Genomic DNA, 21315 nt, shown 5'->3' on the forward strand with positions numbered 1-21315 from the left:
TGTCTGCTATTTTTTCACAAACAGCCGTTTCATTAATTTTCTCCGAAATCCCTCGGCAGTCTGAACACGCAAATAATTATTTTCTTTTTCTAAAGTAACTTGCCAGCCTGAAATACTTTGTTCTGATAATGGAATTTCCTTTGAACCGGTTATTCGCACACCTGATGCAAAGAAGCTATTATCCCACTCGGAACAGAGATGCAATTCAATGGTAGACAACTGATCTAATACAGAGTGAACACGAAGTGTACCGCTTACGGTAAATATTAGTTCTTCCTCGCTGTTTACTTTTGCGTTAAACGTGCTTTCAGTGCCGCTCTTTTTATTTTTTAACTTCCAATACATTTTATGGCGGCCAATAGCATGGGGAGGAATGCAGCCTTTAAATTCAACCTTGGCTGACAAATATAAATCGGATTTTGATTGCCATTCTGCCATTAACAGCTCAACATTCATATCCTTCAATTGATTATTAAATGGCACCTGATCTATTAGTTTGTCCACAAAACGCTTGCGGGTAAACGGCTCTTCAGAAACGTAATAAATATTTGTGCGAGGCCCCGTATTTTTAATTATGTCATGATATCTCTTCAAGGAAGGAACCACGAAAGCATCAAGGTGGCCTATTTCCTTTTCAGGGTTTTCCAACATCTCATTCGTCTCTATAAAACCTAGATACATGGAAGAATATTCAACTGAAAGAGATTTTAATGTAGTATATAACTCAACTTCAGAAGTCATAAATAAATAATCCGCTTCCTTTATCAAGCGGCTCAGAAAATAACGGGAAAGTTCATTTTCTGAATACAATACACTGACTATATTCTCTTTTTCGTCAAAAATGACAATTTTTTCAGTTGTTCCATCATTCTTATACCATTTTGTCATATAACAAGTGCCATCTGCCCTTAAATAAAGATGCTGCTTCGGTTTGTTAGTGTCCAGATCCATGTACATTAAGCTATGTACATATCCAGACAAATCATATTCTTCCCTTTTAAATCTTTGCCTGCTTTCATTAAAGTAATCAATGACAGCAAGTTCTCCTGATGCTGTAAACCTTTGATATTTGATATAACGTCCATTATTGTAATAACGATAAATTGGCTTATTTGGTTCTTGAATATATGTTAAACCTTCTTGTTCAATCGGATGCTTGATTTTATCTTTCTGAGGTTCAGAACCTTTAAAGTAGCTGTACATATTAATAACAGCAGTATCTTTAAAAGAAGAGGGCCCATTGGGCTCATGATGTAAAGTGACAATTTCCATTGGATAATTCCAATCGATCGTATTGATACTAAACTTTTTTGCAGCATTCAGCTCTTGACAAACAAATGCTAATTTTGGAGTAGAAACCTTAATCGTCATCATCTATTTATTACCTTTCGAATAAATTCGTACAGTCACATTTTCAGAACTACATTATATCACTTTTGCTGAGCAGGCTCTAGAGATGAAAAAGCTGTTATGTTTCTTGAAATACCGGATCAGTTGAAACTGTTTTATCTATCAATTAATGATATTTTTTTGTATTTCCTCGACCCCAAAGTCACTGAATTGACTCTTGTTTAATATTGGTTTTTCTTATATGATTAAATGTGTTTAACAGAATGAAAATAGGGTATTGATGAGAAAAGAAACTCAAACATTTTAAATACTCAGCATTCAAAAGAGTGACCCTAAATCTGTTCTTAAGGAAGGTGCTTTGAAATTGAAAAAAGTACGTAAAGCCATAATCCCTGCCGCAGGTCTCGGAACGAGATTCTTGCCGGCTACGAAAGCAATGCCGAAAGAAATGCTTCCTATCGTTGACAAACCTACCATTCAATACATAATTGAAGAAGCTGTTGAAGCCGGTATTGAAGATATTATTATCGTAACAGGAAAAAGCAAGCGTGCGATTGAGGATCATTTTGATTACTCTCCTGAGCTAGAAAGAAACCTAGAAGAAAAAGGAAAAACTGAGCTGCTTGAAAAAGTGAAAAAGGCTTCTAACCTGGCTGACATTCACTATATCCGCCAAAAAGAACCTAAAGGTCTCGGACATGCTGTCTGGTGCGCGCGCAACTTTATCGGCGATGAGCCGTTTGCGGTACTGCTTGGAGACGATATTGTTCAGGCTGAAACTCCCGGGTTGCGCCAATTAATGGATGAATATGAAAAAACACTTTCTTCTATTATCGGTGTTCAGCAGGTGCCTGAAGAAGAAACACACCGCTACGGCATTATTGACCCGCTGACAAGTGAAGGCCGCCGTTATCAGGTGAAAAACTTCGTTGAAAAACCGCCTAAAGGCACAGCACCTTCTAATCTTGCCATCTTAGGCCGTTACGTATTCACGCCTGAGATTTTCATGTATTTAGAGGAGCAGCAGGTTGGCGCCGGCGGAGAAATTCAGCTTACAGACGCCATTCAAAAACTGAATGAAATTCAAAGAGTGTTTGCTTACGATTTTGAAGGCAAGCGTTATGATGTTGGTGAAAAGCTCGGCTTCATCACAACAACTCTAGAATTTGCGATGCAGGATAAAGAACTTCGCGATCAGCTCGTTCCATTTATGGAAGGTTTACTAAACAAAGAAGAAATCTAAACAAAAAGGCTATTGGACATTCATCCAATAGCCTTTTTTTATTTCAACATCAAAGTCAGCGTATGCTCTTCATTATCAACTGCGAAGACCTGATCAGCTGTATTTACAAGAAAACGCTTCTTGCTGCTGTCATACAATACATCGCTATCACTCAAGGATAGTGACGCCGGGTTGATAGGAGAAATGTTATGAAAAATAAGCTCTGTTGCTTTATCATTCTCCAGCACATAGCTGATTTTTTCATAATCAAAATCTAACGTTTTTCTGCCGTCAGCTGTATCCCCTTCAGTATATCCATTCAACTTGGATTGAATGCTGGTGCTGCTGTCTCCCAGGAATTTCAGAAAGTATTCATAGGAAGATGCTGCGTTTTGCGAGACATAAGACGTAAATGCAGCGGCTTGCAATTCAGCGTGTTTCATGTTAGTTGCAACAGCGCTCTGTTTCACATAATAAGAGTGTCCGTCAAACTTTATTTTCGCTGCTTGTTTGCCTTTTGCAGCTACCGTCACTTTTGTACCGAATGGCAGTGTAACGTCAGCCTTCTGTTTCAAACCCTGATCCTTATAAGCAGCCGCTTTTTCATTTGCTATAAACCCTTGCTTATTGACTGCGGTTAAGCGTTCCTCTGACTTGCCCTTTGCATTGCCATGATGATTCTTCACTTCATTTTGCGGAATAGCGCCAAACGAAGCAATTGTACGAAGCGGAGCATTAAAGAACATCGTTCCTGCCATGAATACAGTCAGGATAGACAAAATAGCAATTTGAACCGCATTAGCCAATGATTTCGGCTTTTTCTTCTTTTGGCGGAAACGGGCAAACGCTTCAGGATCTTCTTTCTTCCTCTCTTCCGTCTGCTCTTTTTTATATGTCTCTTTTTCTTTTTTAGACAGCTTATTAAACCAGTCAATAAACGCTTTATACTCTTTGACAACTGTTTTTGTTTCATCAAACATACGAAGCTCGCCATAGTGCATCCAAGCAACACGGTCACACATCTTTTCAATCTGGCCGATCGAGTGGCTGACAAAGAAAATCGTTTTTCCTTGCTTTTTAAACTCATTTATTCTGTCTACACACTTCTGATAAAACGTTTGGTCCCCTACAGAAAGCGCTTCGTCAATAATTAAAATGTCAGGGTCAATATGCACGGAAATCGCAAAACCGAGACGCGATTTCATCCCGCTGGAATAGTTTTTAACCGGCTGATTAATAAAATCGCCAATCTCGGCAAATTCAACGATGCTGTCATACATATCATCAATTTCTTTATTGGTTAACCCCATCATCAAACACTTGAGCCGGACATTGTCCCGGCCCGTTAATTGGTTATTTAAACCGGCAGCAATCGCAATCAGCGACGGCTGGCCGTTCATTTCAATTTCACCGCTGGTCGGCGGAATAATTTTAGCCAGCAGGTTAGACATGGTTGATTTCCCTGATCCGTTTATCCCTACAAAGCCGATTGTCTCTCCCTCATACACGTCAAAGGAGACATTCCGCACAGCAAAAAAACCATTATCCTTAGCCGGAAAAAACAATCCTTTTATCTTGTCCGATTGTTTTTTATACAAATGATATTGCTTTGAAACATTTCGAAACGAAACTTTTAGTTTCATCGTACAATCTCCTTACGTATTAAAGAAAGTCAACAAACTTGTCTCTGAATTTCATATGCAGAATAGAACCCACTAACAATAAAAGGAATGTGAACAGCCAGAAATACAGCGTATACTTCATGTCTTGGAAAAACCATTTTCCATCTAAGAAGCTGTTCCTAAATCCTTCTATCAGATAAAAAATCGGATTCAGCTTAAGCACAGGCAGAAGATTCGGGTGATTTTTCCCGAGCTGCTCTGAGATATTCCAAAAAATCGGAAGTAAAAAGAACAATAATCTGGTTACGGCCTGCAGCAGAAATTGATAATCTCTGACAAGCACACTGATTGTAGAGTTAAACAAGCTAAATGAAAACATAAACACAATCATGCAGATTAAATAGTAAATATATTGTATCCAATGCAAGCTAGGGTAAACACCGCTTGCTAAAAGGACAATGACATAAACACCCATCATTACAAAATAACTAAATAAATTTGAAGCAATCACGACAGAAGGCAGTGAACTGATTGGAAAATTCATTTTCGCAACCATATTGATCCGTTTAAATACACTGTTTGATCCATCCAGAATCGTCGGGCTAATAAAAAACCACGGGATCAAACCAGCCAGCATCCAAACAATAAAAGGCACTTCTCCAATACCTGTTATGACTGGCTTGCTGTTACGAATCCCCATACCAAATACAAACCAATACGCCAGCATTTGAATGAGAGGATTGAGAAACTGCCATAATACGCCAAGATAATTCATCTGATACTGAGACTTTGTCTCATACGAAGCTAAGCGCAAAATTAAAGGAAACGATGTCACTTGCTCTTTTACGATTCTTACTAATGCATTCATTGTTTATCTTCCTTAGACTTAAATGATTTTTTGGATCTTTCGGTTAAAGAAATTTGAAAGCACCGGTGAATATTGTAACAGATATTCATTCATTTTTCATGTAATAGTCGACAGACCCACTTGTTAATTTAAAAATCCAATATACAACTAATATAAAAAGAATAGTTCTAAAAAAAGATAAGATAACAACAACCTTATTTTAGAACTATTCATGTAATTAATTTTTCATTTGGTCTTCTGATGTGATTTTTAATAATCTGTTAAAAAATTCTCTGTAGTAATCTGATTCATAATGAGAATAAGATAAACCATAAGGATATCTTTCATCTCCTATAAACTTTGTATCAGACAAATCTATTACCTTTGCTGAAGGGGCAATAGACAGGAAATAATTATCTAATTTATCCCAAAAGTAATTATTTCTCCTTATCATTGGAATATCATCAAATGTTTTTATTTTACCATCCATTCCATAATATGTTTCGGTAAATCTGCCCTTATTCAATATAATTTTATCTTCAGGAATAATGGTTTTTAACTTATCAAGAAATTTACCAATATTTTTCTTCCAAAGCTCAAAATACTTCTGATTTTCATGATGATTTATGATGTGTATGTTATCCCAATTTGATAAGAACTTACTTACTTCAATAAAATAGTTACAAGTCACATAATTATTTTCCTGAGTTCTAATGACCGGCTTACTCGCGTCGCAATAAAAATCAATAATAATGTAATCCGGTTTTGCTTCTTTCAACTTTACAAAGAAGTCTTTTTTAAAATCCGTTTCTACCCATGGCCGATCACTTTCTTTAACATCATTATATTGATTAAAATCTATATCTACAGGATCAGACATCAAACTGATGACTGATGAATGGAATTGTGTATAACAACATTTATAAAATTTTTTGTAATCAGGGTTAAAAAATGATGACGAATTGAATGCATTTCTGCTAAAACAAGTACCTAAAACAGCTATATTAAGTGTATCTGCATCTTTATTTGAGTCAAAAAGCATATACAAAGATAATCGATTTCCACCATTTTTAAAGAACTTCACTTTATATCCATCAGCTATATTAAAATAATCAGTCTCAATATTTTCATTACAGCTAATATAAACATAGTCTTTACTATCAATTAAAATGAACACGTCCCATACACTCGCATGATCTTTTCTTAGCAATTTTAACAAATTTTCTTTGTCTATCTCACAAAAAAATCGATCACCGTTATTTAGAAGACTGTATTCTTGAGAAAAATAATATTCGAAACCATTTCCTTTTTTCTCTCTTTTTCTAAAAACTACTTTACATTGTGAATTTATCTTAGTATTTATCTTAATATAAAGCCTTACAATCTTGTCATTTTCTTCAAATGAGGTTAATTGAGCAATATTTGTATCTTTTCGATATGTGTGCAGAGATAATGAGTTGCTTCCTGTTTTGTTTAATTTGACATAATGAAATGGGTGGCTTCTCAGTGCACTTAATTTATCAAGAGAACTTGGCAATTCTTTATCAACTAAACAAGAAAGCAAAATAGATTCAGAATTATTGTCTAATTTGATATAAAAATCCCAAATGTTTGAATCGTCAACAATAATATTATCCGGAAGATTATATAAATCAAGGTCAACCTCAAAATGGTCATCAGCTTGAGACAGTTTTCCAAGTTCTATTTGTTCTTCATGAAACTGATAAAGGGTTCCATGTGGCCTACGTGAAAGAACGAATAATAAATCGTTGTTTTCAAATAATTTATGCTTCTCTCCCTTTATTTGAAGTTTCAAATGAAACTTGTCAGGTGAATTACCCTCTTCAATACTAAATATACTAAATTTTGCATTGTCAGGCTGTACTGTAATGACTAATTTATTATTCACTAATGAGCAGGCCCCAAAATACAAAGAATCTGGTTGCTTTATTTCTTGTTTGTGTTGACCATCGAGACAGCTAATTAGTAATTGGGCATCTTGGTTTAATACTGTCAATTCCCACTCATTAGAGAAGGCGAGTTTTTTCGACTTTATTATATGAGCAAATTTCACTTCACATAAGAAATAACCTTCCTTATGCATATAAGAATAAGGAAGCTTTATCTGAATAGGCTGCTCAAAGGCTATGTTATTAGTCTTTAATTTTAAAGCCAGGCCCTCAAATTCCTCGATTCTGTGTGTATGACCAAAGATTATCCACCCATCATTTTTAAGATTTACAGAAATGTTCATTATCTCAATTTTCACGATGAATCCTCCGTATACTATTTATTTAAAGACTGAGTTTTTTAACTGGTCCAAAAAATTGGTATAGTAATCCATTGTATAATGAACATAAAATTTGCCCCATGGATGGTTTTCATATGAATTATATTTTTTATTTTCGAATAAACTTATTGCCTCTACATCACTGAAGCTGTCTAACACGTACGCATCAAATTTGCTCCAAACACTATTATAATAATCAACATCAATTATCTTGATGTTTCCTCCATTAATAAGCAACTTTTTCTTATCTTCTTTATCAAAAAAATGATGAACATTTCTTGCACTATTTAAGATAATTTTGATATCGGGACAATTTAATTTCACATAGTTATAAAAAAGATTAAACTTTTGTTTCCATAGTGAAAAATACTTTTCAAAATGATCTTCAATATTAAAGCTTTGCTTTTTATTTTGAATTGAAAGTTTATAATAATTTGTTTTAGGAAGTGTCCACCTGTTATTTGTAATATACTGATTGCTAGAAATTTCTACGTAACCAAAATGCACATCTGCAAAAAAATCTAAAATTAATATATCTGGCTGAACAGATTTAATCTCGGTTAGAAAGCTATTCTCAAAATCCGTCTTTAAAGTGTTTTTTTCATGATTAGACATGTTCTCATTATCAATAACAATGTAGTTAGGTTTACTCATTGTTGAAATAATGGACGATTGGTTTTGGGTCAATACACAATCAAAAAAATTTTTATAATCAGCATTAAATTGAGAGTTAAAATTATCCCGTGTAACACAACTACCGTAAACCGCTACTTTTTTCATTTCTTTATTCCCTCTTTAATATTAGTTCCTAGACTAATAATTTGTTGATAAACACGTTTACAGTTTTCTTTATCCGTATACTTATAAAATTGATTTACTCTATCAATATATTTGGCATCCATTATACAATCGTTTTCCATACAATTTATCAGCTTATCAACTAAAGCATCTTTATCAGCAATTACTTCTCCAAACCCCATTGAATTGTAATCAAAATACCCTTTTTCCAAGTGATTTTTTTCGTATTGGAAGTAAAAAACAGGTTTTTTAAGATAAGCAAAGTCAAATGCAACGGATGAATAATCTGTAACTAAAATCGCACTATTATTGAAATGATCTCGATAACTTTCATTAATGTCCGCAATCCTCACTGAACTATTTTTGTTGAAATCTTTCAACTGCTGAACAATATTTGGATGCGGGAAGAATACGATCTCGTATCCTTTTTCATTAGCCTCATTAATAAGTTTAGCATCATTTAATAAATTATTAAGTTCATTAAAATAAACTGAGTTTTTAAAGAGTGGTGAGTAATCTCTTTTCCCTGTTTGCGGATTTATTTTTCCTACTAAATGATTTCTCCATGTTGGCATAATTAATATCTTTTTATGATTATGATTAACAAGCTTATCAAATCTAGGAAATCCAGTTAGAATTACTTCTCTTTTTGAATAATTATAATGACCATTAATTATAGACTCATACTCAGGTTGAGCGGCTGTTATAAATAGTCTAATATTTTTCTTATACTTATTAAGCCATCCCGAAATATCATCTTTCGTAATTCCATGTTGCAGAAAAACAAAGTTAAATTTAAATAAGTCCTTATAATATTTCCTCATATTCACAAACGGGTTGACTACATAATCATCTGCATGTGAAGAGATAATTTCATCGGCAAGTAAATGTAAAAATTTGTGCTTAGGTGACCCGTATGCAACAACTGGTCCTATTTTTTTCAGCCTGTTATAATCTGGACTATCTTTACTGATAATAAAATATTTTTTGATGCCGTCATTCTGCTGCATTGCATATTCAAATAATGCTTCAGCATTATCATCTGCCTTGTTGATTCTATCCATAAAAAGCCATACTCTTTTATTTTTCTTTATTTTATAGAGGTGTTCCATAATCTTTCTTACATTTGATGCTTTCTCAGCACCTATTTTATTAAAGGTCTTAAAACGTCTTTGAGCCCGCTTTTCTTTTGCTCTAATAATCTGATTTTTATCTTTTAGAACTACTAAATTATTAAGTTTATGATCGAAATAAATCCCTATACCATTTTTGGTATAGAAATCAACTATATGTTTATCCAGCGGGAATAATCGTCCAAAGTTAATTTTTACTTTTATTAGTTTTCCATTTGATGAAATCATCATTTCAATATTCGAGTTATTTGCAAGCTCACCAACTGGGATATCAACCTTAAAGCCCAGGTACTCTTTAACTGGCTTATTTAAGCAATATAAGTTGTGTACTGTTCTATCAATTTTTTCGGCATGATATATTTTGTCATTGACACATGCTTTCACTTCTAATTCTGCGGCATCAAATAATGAACCAAAATTACCTTCAAGGGTTAAAATCCCCTTTTCAATGCTTAATAGCTCCATTGTTATAGCTTCATATCTCATAGAATTAATTAATTTCTCTTTAAAATATAAATTCACATTACGATTCAAAAAGATCTTTTTAAATACATTTTTTTTATTTCGATATTTCAATTTGATTAAAAAATATTTTCTGTGCAAGTTTAGAGATTTTTGTTCAAAGATTATGTCGTCATCTATAAATGCAAGTATTCTTTCTAGCAAGTCAAAAAACTCTTCAACTTCCTTATCCGTCAAAACATCAGTTCTGTCTTCTATATTTATTCTCCACTGCAAGTCATAGGCAATCATATACTGAATGTATCTTGGAACGTATCCTAATGTTGTAATACTATGATTAATTAATTCTCGAGAGAAATTCTTCAAATAATCTACATACCATTTTTTATCATTTTTACCTGTTTGAGTTGCAGATGACGCATCTTCTCTTCGTCGATAATTATATTGTCCTTCTGACACAATACCGTATACTTGGCGCTTCATTATAATTTTAGTCAGCCATTCACTATCTTCAGCGTAGGCCATATCTTCATTAAAAAAGTGATTTTTAACAGCTTCTTTTTTCACGAATGAACTTGGTGCTGATAATTGAATTCCTGTATGTTCTTTCAAGATATGAACTAGCCTAGTTTTATCAAATTTATAATTTAATAAGTGTGGACCACTTGTTTTACCAAACATCATCATTGGAATAGAAACTACATCGACTTTAGAATAATTCTTTTCAAAAAAATCATATACTTTTAAAAGGGTTGAAGGGGACAATGTATCATCAGGATCTAAGAAATTAATATATTTACCTTTGGCATATTTTAAACCCTCATTACGCGCACTACTTGCTCCGCCATTCTCCTTATCGATAAAGACTATATTTTCTGGATACGCTTCTTTATACTTTAAGCAAATTTCCCCTGATGCATCAACACTTCCATCGTTGACTAAAATCAACTGTATATGATGCTCAAAATCAAGTGCCTGATCAATTATGCTTGTTATTGCTTCATCTAAAAATTCTTCAACATTGTAAATTGCCATTATAATAGAAAAGAAAAAATTCTTTTGTTCCAAGTTTTCATTCTCCTTTTGAATTTTGTTTTATAGAAAAGAATTAGATTCGTATTAACCTCTTAAATAATTTATTTAAAACATTGACTTTTTGGAGATAAACATAATGATTATCTTTTTCAACTATAAACCTAAAAAAAATAACTCCTAAAGGAATTTTTAATTGGTAAGAAGAATATTTTCTATCTCTAACAGTAGTTTTCCAAATAACAATATTCTTTTGTGTTTGTTCGTTTAACTTGGCCCTTATGAATTTTTTTCCATAAGAGATGTAAACATTATTTTCATCTTTAATTGCAGATTCTTCATTACTCAAACTCACAGTTAGCTCAATAGAAAATTTATTGACTCTCCATGAAGTAATTACAACTTTTTCGTTTTCAATTTTTCCTATTTGAATAAGTTTATTAACAGGATAACCCCATCGTTTAAATGAAATCAGATACTCTTTTAAGTATGTTTTCATTTTTTGATTGATAATTAACTTTTCATCCATATATTTTAAAATTTTATATAATTCTCTGAAGAATTCCAGTTGTTCTGTCTCATCTAGTACTTCATAAATCAAGTTATTGTTTTTTTGAATAATAAATAACTTTACATGATTTAGAATTAAGCATTGAATATAAGGTATTACCTCACCGTATTCCTCTAATGATCTTTTGATCATTTCCTCATAACCATTTTTAAGTAAAAAAGTATACCTATTTTTTTTATACCATGAAGTGTCTACGAGAGAATTTTCCTCTTTTCTTTTTCTATAGAAATACTTAGCATCAGGAATAAGACCATATTTTTGTTCTTTAATTAAAAAAGTATTAATAAATAAAACATCTTCCCAAAAATCCATCTGTTCATTAAAAGAAATTCCTAAACGATCTATTGCTTTTTTCCGAAAAAATGTTCCACCAATGTGATAGTGAACAGAAGAGTAATTATCAGTTATGTTTACAATGTTTTTATTACTTTTAAATCTATAATTAAGTGAATGCTCTCCATTTTTATTGTCAAAGAAAAATAGCGGCAGCACCGCTAAATTAATATCGGTATGTTTTTTAAAAAACTTTAATACTTCTGCAATAGCATTTGGTGAAATTTTGTCGTCTGAATCAATAAAGCCTATAAATTCACTATTTTCACAAAATTTTAATCCATTATTTCTTGCTAAACTGACATTTGGTGTATCTTGATAAATAATTTTTATATTATTCGGAAATGCTGTTGCATATTTTTCACATATGTTTTTCGAATTGTCGATACTATTATTTTCAATTAATATAATTTCGATGTTTTCTTCAAAATTAAAAGTTTGATCAATGATACTGTCAATGGCTTCACTTAGATATAACCCCGAATTATAAACAGGCATTACAATTGAAAACAACATTTCAAGTACTCCTTTAAAAGAAAATGTTTTTATCCAAGTATTTCTTCAACAACTTTTTTAGATGAATCACCTTTTTCCAAATAACAAAATTGATCATAAAACGAAGTAAGGTTTTCATCCTGCTTATAGTGCTGTGTTTTGTGTATGGCTTCAATTACTTTTTCTGTTGTTTTAAGAAGAGGTCCCGGAGCACATTTTTCAAAATCATAGTAAAAGCCTCTTAGTTTATCTCTATAAAATTCAATATCAGGAACATAAAAAAGGATCGGTCTATTTAAACCGGCAAAATCAAAAAACACCGAAGAATAATCTGTTATTAATATATCTGATATTAAATATAGCTCTCTAATATCATTATGATTTGAAAAATCATAAGCAAAACCCTTGTACGCAGTTAAGTTAATATTCTCAGATACAAGATAGTGCATCCTTAAAATAAGAATATATTCATCACTTAATTGGTCTTTAAGACTTTCTAAATCTAAAACCATATTAAATTTATATTTACCTTTAGCATAAAATGAGTTATCTCTCCAAGTTGGGGCATACAAAATAATTTTCTTATCTCTATCAATACCTAATCTGTCTTTTATTTTTAGCATTTCTTCATATTTATTTTCTTTATGTAAAAAGTCATTCCTCGGATAGCCAGATTCAATAAAGGTTCTTTTAAACTGAAAAGCACTTCTAAAAATCTCCGTAGAGTAAGCGTTAGGGGAAATGAGATAATCCCATTTACTAGCTTCTTTCAGGAAGTTTTTTTTATATTGTTCAGTCGTCGTGCCGGGCATATGTACTTCGTCCATGTCATTTGCAAGTTTTTTTAGGGGAGTTCCGTGCCAAGTCTGCACATATGTGGTTTTTCTCGGTTTTGGGATCCATAACGGCAAGCGGCTGTTTGTTATCCAATATTTCGCTGTAGCCATATACCATAGCCATTTGAGAGAGAATCTTTTTAAATATTTCACATCTAAATTATCAAATAAATCTTTGTTTCTTTTATCTATACTCCAGATTAATCGGTAATCATATTTATCTTTATTTTCCTCAAGATACTCAAAAATTGCTCGTGGATTACAGCTGAATTGTTTGCCGGAATAGCTTTCGAAGATGATTAATTTTTCATTCCTGGGCAAAAGCCCAATTATTCTAAAAGCAATTGAGTATACTCTGACCAATAGACTTCTATATTTCATTAAAATCTTTGATTTCATCTTAGACTCCTTAAATGTTCGAACAATTAAATACTTATCTCAGCAAACAAGAAAAAAAGAAGCAACTGAATTACTTCAAGCCTCTTTAAGTTAGTCTTCTATAAACTAGCCATGTCTTTTTTGATTTTGGTAGTTGAAATGCCTTCTGTTCTCGGAAGGTAAATGACCTCACAATATTCCTTTAAGAAGTCAAACTTCCCTTTCCAATCATCGCCGATCACAAATGTATCTATATCGTACTTTTGAATATCTGAGATTTTTTGTTCCCAGTTTTTTTCGGGAATCACTTCATCCACAAAATCAATTGTTTCTAAAATGAATTTTCGATGTTCATAGGAATGATGCGATTTTTTTTGTTTTTGAAGATTAAATTCATCTGTAGATAATCCCACGATTAAGTAATCACCCAGATTTTTTGCTCTTTGCAGCAGCTTCATGTGTCCATAGTGAAATAAATCAAATGTTCCGTACGTTATCACTTTCTTCATCAGATAACATCACCTTCCAACCGTTTTCAACTGAGAGTACCAGAAAAAAACCACAAACCTTAACAGATTGTTTATAATTTCGACACATTTTTTACGTACCATTAATATTGAACAATAATAGCATAAGTTCCTATAAAAGTTAAGGCTCTTTAAAAATGTCAATCATCAGCATTTTTTGGTATCATCGTTGTATTGATGTATAATTTTTACAGGTCTAATGTCTTATCCATACCCATTATAACAAGTTTTCTTTTTCGAAAAAATCGAATCTTTTGTCGCGTTTTTAAGTGAAACGATTTTCTTTCTGCTGCGTCATTTATTTTGTACGCCCTCCTCATATTAATTCATCGTCAAAACGTGAAGGAATTGTAATGTGAATGTTAAAAGTTCCTAAAGATTTTTGTGGTAAGATAGAGTAAAATGTTTTCAGACAAAGAGTCTTTAATCAAACTATACGAATGACACGTATTTTTTATAGACATATAGATGAAAAGGAGGGTTGATACGATGCAAACAAAACCCATTAATCAATTAGATTTTGTAGACGGTGAACTGACTTCATTTGTATCACATTTAGAAACGTCATTTTTGGACCAGAATAAAGGTGCGTTCATCGTAACAGCGAATCCTGAAATCGGATTTGAAGCGATGCAAAATCCGCGTTATGAAGCGGTTCTTTCATCTGCTGATTTTATTTTGCCGGATGGCATTGGTGTTGTGTTGGTTTCCAAGCTAATTGGTAAGCCGCTTCAATCCAGAATCGCCGGTTATGATTTGTTTACGTCTTTGCTTGAGAAGGCTGATCAAAAGAAAAAACGGGTTTTCTTTTACGGTGCAGCTAAGCATGTGATTGCTCAGACAATCGAGCGAGTCGAACGTGATTATCCTGGGATTGAAATTGCCGGATATTCTGACGGTTATGTGAAAAATCAACGTGAGGTGGCAGACAAGATCGCAGCCTCAAATCCTGACATGGTATTTGTTGCTTTAGGTTATCCTAATCAGGAGTTCTTTATCCATAAATACCGACATCTATTCCCTCAGGCTGTTTCTGTAGGGCTGGGCGGAAGCTTTGATGTGTTCAGCGGAAATGTCAAAAGAGCGCCCTCATTTTTTATCCGTTTTCACCTTGAATGGATGTACAGGCTGATCACAAACCCTGCGCGCTGGAGAAGAATGCTTAGCATTCCTAAGTATGTTACAGCCGTGCTGAAACATGAACGAACTTCAGCAAAGCCGCAATATACGGGACAGGTCAAAGATCAATCACGCCATCTGTAATGGGCCTTAAAGGAGCTATGGTATGTAATGAAATGCATGAATCTTTCACTGTGCCTGCCGACAATCCGCGGCAGCCGTTTTGAGCTGATGACAGATTGAAATCCTGGTTTGCGTTTTTTTACTATGTGTTCATCAAAGTCATCGGCGCATTGCTGTTTTGGGTTAAACCGGGAAGTCAAGTGACCCTTCTTGTTTCCTTTCCTGATAATGCCCGGGCAATATTAAAGGAATATCAGATGGGACAATACTCATTTCCCATTCATGTACTTCTGACCCAGCATGCCAAATCGCTGGAAACAGAATTTCCTGAGCTTACTGTTTCAATTATTAACGAAAAACACCCGCTTCATATATATAAAGCGGTCTTTTCTATGCTGAGCAGTAAAGCTGTGATTGTTGATAACTATTTTGTTTTGACAACCGTTTTGACCTGCAGACCTGATATCGAGTGTATCCAAGTTTGGCATGCGAATGGAGCGTTTAAACGATTTGGGTTAAAGGATATCAACACACAGAATCGTTCGCGGGCTGACGTGAGACGCTTTCGCAAAGTGTATGCTTCATTTGACCGGATTGTCGTCGGTTCTGAACATATGGCTGACATATTCAAGGAATTCTTCGATATAAAAGGTGATAAATTTCTTCGGTTTGGCGTGCCTTTAACCGATGCTTACTATGAGGTGAAGGAAAACAGCAATGACCTTAAAAGCAAATATCACCTGCCGGCAGAGAAAAAAATCATCCTGTATGCGCCAACCTTTAGGGATCATCAGTTTGAAAGCTTTTCGCTGCCGTTTTCAGAAAAACAGCTGCAGCATGATTTAAAAGGAGAATATTTACTTGCAGTAAAACTTCATCCTGTTATGAAGCAATCTGCTGAATTACCTGGGGATAGTGCGTGGATAAAAGACGTATCAGACCTCCCGCTTGCAGACCTTTTAAAAATGAGTGATCTGTTAATATCAGATTATTCTTCTGTCCCTTTTGAATTTGCTTTGCTGGACAAACCCATTTTGTTTTATACGTATGATATGGAGGCTTACAACAGAACCCGCGGTTTAATCCGCCATTATACAGAGGTAATCCCCGGGGTTCCTTGCCGTGATTCAGGAATGCTCTTGGACCAGCTGAAAGATATGAACAGGCTTCAAGCTGAAGTGGAGCGCTTTTCACGTGAATGGAATCTGTACTCAAGAGGAAATGCCAGCAAGCTGCTTTTAAGCTATGTAAATGAGAAATCAAGCTGATCTTTATATATAATAGAGATCGGTATTGCAAATAATATGAAAACCTTTTATAAAACATTATGAGTTGTAGTAAGGAAGGAGTCATTTTATGATTTATGCTGAGATTCTAGCCGGTGGAAAAGGTTCCCGCATGGGGAACGTCAATATGCCAAAACAGTTTTTGCCGTTAAATAAACGCCCAATTATCATTCATACGGTTGAAAAGTTTTTATTAAATGACCGTTTCGATAAGATTTTAATCGTCTCCCCTAAAGAGTGGATTAACCATACAAAAGACATTTTAAAGAAATTCATCGGGCAGGATGATCGCCTGATTGTCGTTGAAGGCGGCAGCGACCGTAATGAATCTATTATGAGCGGCATCCGCTATATTGAAAAAGAATTCGGTATTCAGGATGATGACGTGATCATCACTCACGATTCTGTGCGTCCGTTTCTCACTCATCGCATTATCGATGAAAACATTGATGCTGTTCTTCAATACGGCGCGGTTGATACTGTTATCTCAGCCATTGATACAATTATTGCTTCAGAAGACCAGGAATTTATTTCTGATATCCCTGTCCGCGATAACATGTATCAGGGGCAAACACCGCAAAGCTTCCGGATCAGCAAATTGGTCGAGCTTTATAATAAACTGTCCGATGAGCAAAAAGCTGTCCTTACTGACGCTTGCAAGATCTGCTCGTTAGCAGGTGAAAAAGTGAAGCTGGTCCGCGGTGAAGTCTTTAACATTAAAGTAACGACACCATATGACTTAAAAGTGGCTAATGCCATTTTACAGGAGCGAATTTCACAATGATTAATCAAACATATCGTTTAGTTTCTGCCCGACAATTTGAAGTGACATATAAAGATAAAGTTGTCCATTCAGATAAGGTCGTCGTCCGTCCTACCCATTTATCCATCTGTGCTGCAGACCAGCGTTATTATACTGGCTCACGCGGCAAAGAAGCGATGGACAAAAAACTGCCGATGGCTCTGATCCATGAAGGGATCGGAAAAGTCATGTTTGATCCGACAGGCACATTTAAAGTCGGAACCCGGGTTGTTATGGTGCCAAATACACCGGTTGAAGAGCATGAAGTCATCGCGGAGAATTACCTGCGGTCCAGCAGATTCCGTTCAAGCGGTTATGATGGATTTATGCAGGATTATATGTTCATGGCGCCAGATCGGCTTGTTGAGCTTCCAGACAGCATTAATCCGCATGTCGCAGCCTTCACTGAGCTTATTACAATTGCAGTTCACGCGCTTTCCCGCTTTGAGCGCATGGCGCATAAGAAGCGTGACACATTCGGTGTCTGGGGGGACGGAAATCTCGGATTTATCATGACGCTTCTACTGAAGAAAAAATATCCAGACAGCAAGGTGTTTATTTTCGGAAAAACACCTTACAAGCTTGATCATTTTTCTTTTGTTGATGCAGCTTATCAAATTAACGACATTCCTGAAGATGTCAGAATCGATCATGCCTTTGAATGCGTGGGCGGACGCGGCAGTGAAAGCGCAATTGAGCAAATCATTGCCCATGTCCATCCTGAAGCGTGTGTAGCGCTCTTAGGCGTATCTGAATACCCTGTTGAAATTGAAACAAGAATGGTGCTTGAAAAAGGGATTACGCTGATCGGCAGCAGCCGAAGCGGACGCGAGGATTTTGCCCGTACTGTAGACTTTTTAGCTCAATACCCTGAAGTCGTTGATTATTTAGAAACATTAGTTGGCGGACGCTTCCCGGTACGCAGTATTGAGGAAATTACAAACGCGTTTGAAGCAGATTTGACTTCATCTTGGGGAAAAACTGTTATTGAATGGGAAATTTAAACAGTGAAAACATTCCTTACGCGAATTGTAAAAGGAGTATTCGGCACTGCTTATAAACTATTGAGCGCTTTATTACCAGTACAGCACAACAAAATTGTCATAGCTTCCTATCGTGAGGATCATTTAAGTGATAATTTTAAAGGTGTCTATGAAAAGCTGAAGCAAGACCCGTCTCTTCGCATCACCCTGCTGTTCCGCAAGATGGATAAGGGGCTGATCGGACGAGCTGCATATTTGCTTCATCTTTTCAGCTCGTTATATCACCTTGCAACATGCCGCGTGCTTTTGTTGGATGATTATTATTTTCCTTTGTATGTTGTGCCAAAACGAAAGGAAACTGTTGCCATCCAGCTTTGGCATGCTTGCGGCGCGTTTAAAAAATTTGGCTACAGCATTGTGAACAAGCCGTTCGGCCCTTCTTCTGATTATTTGAAGATTGTTCCCGTGCATTCAAACTATGATTATGCCATTGTCAGTGCACCCGCTGCCGTTCCGCATTTCGCCGAAGCCTTTCAAATGGAGCAAAAGCAGATTTTGCCGCTCGGTATTCCAAGAACGGATTATTTTTATCATAAGGAACATATTCGCACTGTACTGGATGAGTTTCATCGGGTTTATCCTGAACTGAAGCATAAAAAAAAGCTTTTGTATGCTCCTACTTTTCGAGGCAGCGGACATCATCAAGAGGGTGACGCTATACCGCTTGATCTGCTACAATTAAAATCGGCGCTAAACCATAAAGATTATGTCGTGATCCTCCATCTTCATCCGTATATGCGCAAACATGCGCACACGGAAGAGGATGATTTTGTGCTGGATTTAACTGATTCGTACTCTTTGTACGATTTAATGGCAATCTCTGATGGGCTGATAACCGATTATTCTTCAGTTATTTTCGAATACAGCCTGCTGAAACGTCCGATGTATTTTTACTGCCCGGATTTAGAAGACTACTTGGAAGAACGTGATTTCTACTATCCATTTGAATCGTTTGTACCCGGGCCGATCTCGAAAGACGTTCCATCGCTTGTACATGATATCGAGAGTGATCATGAGGCTGATACGAAACGGATTGAAGATTTTTCACAGGCATTTATCACCCATCAGGACGGCAAATCTTCAGAGCGGGTAGCCGATTTTATTTCATCATTTTTAACATCTGGTGCCGATTAGGAGAAAGTGAGGTACAAAGTGAAGCTGGCAAGAAAGATTAAGAACAGACTTTTCAGATCAAAAAAGAAAACGCAAAAAGAAAATGCAGCTGTCATTGTCCATCCAGCTGATAACAGGGTTTTTTCTCTATTTGATAAAACGAAGCGAATTGAAGAAAACCAGCAAGTCCCTGTCAGAAAGATTTCTGAGTTTTCTTGGAATGGGTCAATTCTAAAAATTGCGGGTTATATGTATATCAAGGGCCTGCCGCTTCAAAAAGAGGATCAGGTTCGAAAACGTTTATTATTGGTGAACAACGGTGTTTTATTTACAGCTGTTTCACTGCGGGATGTTCCGGTAGATAAGCTGTCAATTGATACTTCAAATGTGCCTGGAGCCTATAAGTGGGCAGGATTTTCACAGCAGATTAACTTTTCTAAGCTGATGAATGACAAACCTCTTCCGCAGGGCGAGTATAAGCTGTTTCTCGAGATTGAAGCTGTAGATGACCAAAATGTAAAACATCAGGAAGTGCATACAGTCGGAAATGTAAGTAATTTCCTTTCTAATGATGTGTATGCCACAAAAATGGAATTTCATTCTGCTAAAAAGCTGATGAAGTTCAATTTGATCGTTAATTATGATGAGGGCGAAAAGACGATTAATTTGTCTTGCAACAAACTGCAGGAAATTGATCCGAGCCTTTTGGAGCTGGATACTGGAAAAGAGGCAAACCGCTTTTTGCGCAAGCTGAATACAAGCTTGTTCCATTTTGCATATGATGTGTTCCGTCTGCTGCCGATTAAGTCCAATAAGATTGTCTTTGCTTCTGACAGCCGGCTTGATATGACAGGAAACTTCGAATTTGTTTATGAAGAGCTGCTGAAACGTGAAGAAAATTTTGATTTCAAATTTTTCTTAAAGAGCAGCATTCGAGATAGAAAAAGCCTGTCTGAACTGATGTCGATGGCTTATCATTTTGCGACAAGCAAAATCATTTTTATAGATGATTTTTATCCGATTATTTATCCGTTAAAAATCCGTAAAAATGCGGACCTTGTCCAGCTGTGGCATGCTGTCGGCGCCTTTAAGACATTCGGCTACAGCCGAATCGGTCTGCCGGGAGGACCGTCACCGCATTCGAAAAACCATAGAAACTACACGAAGGTTATTGTCAGCTCTGAAAATATACGGAAGCACTACGCAGAGGGCTTTGGGGTAGACATTGAGAACGTCATTGCTACGGGCGTACCGCGAACAGACTTTTTCTTTGATGAAGCGAAGAAGGCATTTGTAAAAGAACGCCTTTACACGGAATATCCGTTTCTAAAGGACAAAAAGGTCATTCTTTTTGCTCCAACCTTCCGCGGAAACGGTCAGCAATCAGCTCATTATCCTTTTGAAGTGCTTGATTTTGACCGTCTGTATCGTGAGTTAAAGGATGAATATATCTTCTTATTCAAAATTCATCCATTCGTACGAAACGATGCCAATATACCTTATCAGTACAGCGATTTCTTTTATGATTTCTCTTCGTTCAGGGAAATTAACGAGCTATTGCTCGTAACAGATATTCTGATAACGGATTACTCTTCTGTTTGCTTTGAGTATGCTTTATTAAATAAACCAATGATCTTCTTCAGCTATGATGTAGATGATTATATTCGCAAACGTGATTTCTATTACGATTACTTTGACTTTATTCCTGGCCCTCTTGCGAAAACGTCTGAGCAAATGATTTCGATCATTAAAGAAGAGAAGTATAACTTTGAGCAAATTGATTCATTTGTTCATTATTTCTTCGATGATCTTGATGGAAAAGCAAGTGAGCGAGTCGTCGATCAAATTGTTTTCCCTCAGGAAGAAGAGCCATCAGAGGATAAAGTTCTTAAAAGATAAATCAAAAACACCTTTTGCAGCCGCAAAAGGTGTT

General features: G+C 35.4%; 16 protein-coding genes. 7 read left to right on the forward strand and 9 right to left on the reverse strand.

Annotated features, from left to right (window positions below; genetic code table 11):
* Nucleotides 1-6 precede the first annotated feature (6 nt).
* Complete coding sequence (locus tag NX903_RS17405; RefSeq protein WP_041850463.1) at nucleotides 7-1374, reverse strand: alpha-glucosyltransferase N-terminal domain-containing protein; 1368 nt, start codon at nucleotides 1372-1374, stop codon at nucleotides 7-9.
* Between the two features lie 340 nt (nucleotides 1375-1714).
* Between NX903_RS17405 and galU the strand changes: the two genes are divergently transcribed.
* Entirely contained in the window at nucleotides 1715-2593 is an 879-nt protein-coding gene (gene galU, locus NX903_RS17410) for a UTP--glucose-1-phosphate uridylyltransferase GalU (protein ID WP_003227944.1), read from the forward strand.
* A gap of 38 nt (nucleotides 2594-2631) precedes the next feature.
* On the opposite strand, the gene tagH is transcribed toward galU, so the two are convergent.
* From tagH to tagD, 8 genes are all read right to left on the reverse strand, one after another.
* The gene (gene tagH / locus NX903_RS17415; RefSeq protein ID WP_086344387.1) at nucleotides 2632-4215 is read right to left on the reverse strand and encodes a teichoic acids export ABC transporter ATP-binding subunit TagH; all 1584 of its coding nucleotides are present in this window, start codon (nucleotides 4213-4215) and stop codon (nucleotides 2632-2634) included.
* Nucleotides 4216-4234: 19 nt separating this feature from the next.
* On the reverse strand, nucleotides 4235-5062 hold the full coding sequence (gene tagG, locus NX903_RS17420; RefSeq protein WP_014665585.1) for a teichoic acids export ABC transporter permease subunit TagG: 828 nt from the start codon (nucleotides 5060-5062) through the stop codon (nucleotides 4235-4237).
* A 217-nt stretch (nucleotides 5063-5279) separates the two neighbouring features.
* Nucleotides 5280-7310, reverse strand: coding sequence for a DUF6270 domain-containing protein (locus NX903_RS17425; RefSeq protein WP_095843990.1), 2031 nt, complete (start codon nucleotides 7308-7310; stop codon nucleotides 5280-5282).
* Between the two features lie 21 nt (nucleotides 7311-7331).
* Nucleotides 7332-8111, reverse strand: a complete 780-nt coding sequence (locus NX903_RS17430) for a DUF6270 domain-containing protein (RefSeq protein ID WP_042975194.1) — start codon at nucleotides 8109-8111, stop codon at nucleotides 7332-7334.
* Nucleotides 8108-10792 (reverse strand): bifunctional glycosyltransferase/CDP-glycerol:glycerophosphate glycerophosphotransferase, encoded by a 2685-nt coding sequence (locus tag NX903_RS17435; RefSeq protein ID WP_052728189.1) that lies wholly within the window; start codon nucleotides 10790-10792, stop codon nucleotides 8108-8110. Before NX903_RS17435 ends, NX903_RS17430 begins: the two co-directional genes overlap by 4 nt.
* Nucleotides 10793-10832: 40 nt before the next feature.
* Nucleotides 10833-12176 carry a glycosyltransferase family 2 protein gene (locus NX903_RS17440; protein WP_042975193.1) on the reverse strand — a complete coding sequence of 448 codons (1344 nt, stop codon included), beginning with the start codon at nucleotides 12174-12176 and terminating at the stop codon, nucleotides 10833-10835.
* Nucleotides 12177-12205: 29 nt separating this feature from the next.
* Nucleotides 12206-13390: a CDP-glycerol glycerophosphotransferase family protein gene (locus tag NX903_RS17445; protein ID WP_042975192.1), complete on the reverse strand. Its 1185-nt coding sequence runs from the start codon at nucleotides 13388-13390 to the stop codon at nucleotides 12206-12208.
* Between the two features lie 98 nt (nucleotides 13391-13488).
* Nucleotides 13489-13878, reverse strand: a complete 390-nt coding sequence (gene tagD, locus NX903_RS17450; protein ID WP_024571912.1) for a glycerol-3-phosphate cytidylyltransferase — start codon at nucleotides 13876-13878, stop codon at nucleotides 13489-13491.
* 507 nt (nucleotides 13879-14385) lie between these two features.
* Here tagD and NX903_RS17455 point away from each other — a divergent pair.
* The 6 genes from NX903_RS17455 to NX903_RS17480 all read left to right on the forward strand — a co-directional run bounded on the left by NX903_RS17455 (nucleotide 14386) and on the right by NX903_RS17480 (nucleotide 21281).
* Nucleotides 14386-15159, forward strand: a complete 774-nt coding sequence (locus tag NX903_RS17455) for a WecB/TagA/CpsF family glycosyltransferase (protein WP_015251089.1) — start codon at nucleotides 14386-14388, stop codon at nucleotides 15157-15159.
* 95 nt (nucleotides 15160-15254) lie between these two features.
* Nucleotides 15255-16406 (forward strand): CDP-glycerol glycerophosphotransferase family protein, encoded by a 1152-nt coding sequence (locus tag NX903_RS17460; RefSeq protein ID WP_134982498.1) that lies wholly within the window; start codon nucleotides 15255-15257, stop codon nucleotides 16404-16406.
* Between the two features lie 88 nt (nucleotides 16407-16494).
* Entirely contained in the window at nucleotides 16495-17208 is a 714-nt protein-coding gene (locus NX903_RS17465) for an IspD/TarI family cytidylyltransferase (protein WP_003235520.1), read from the forward strand.
* On the forward strand, nucleotides 17205-18230 hold the full coding sequence (locus tag NX903_RS17470) for a ribitol-5-phosphate dehydrogenase (protein ID WP_003235523.1): 1026 nt from the start codon (nucleotides 17205-17207) through the stop codon (nucleotides 18228-18230). Before NX903_RS17465 ends, NX903_RS17470 begins: the two co-directional genes overlap by 4 nt.
* 3 nt (nucleotides 18231-18233) lie before the next feature.
* On the forward strand, nucleotides 18234-19403 hold the full coding sequence (locus tag NX903_RS17475; RefSeq protein WP_024571914.1) for a CDP-glycerol glycerophosphotransferase family protein: 1170 nt from the start codon (nucleotides 18234-18236) through the stop codon (nucleotides 19401-19403).
* A gap of 18 nt (nucleotides 19404-19421) precedes the next feature.
* Nucleotides 19422-21281: a CDP-glycerol glycerophosphotransferase family protein gene (locus NX903_RS17480; RefSeq protein ID WP_015384814.1), complete on the forward strand. Its 1860-nt coding sequence runs from the start codon at nucleotides 19422-19424 to the stop codon at nucleotides 21279-21281.
* Nucleotides 21282-21315 lie beyond the last annotated feature (34 nt).

It is taken from the genome of Bacillus sp. FSL R5-0576, from assembly GCF_038004765.1.
Taxonomy (GTDB): Bacteria; Bacillota; Bacilli; order Bacillales; family Bacillaceae; genus Bacillus; species Bacillus subtilis.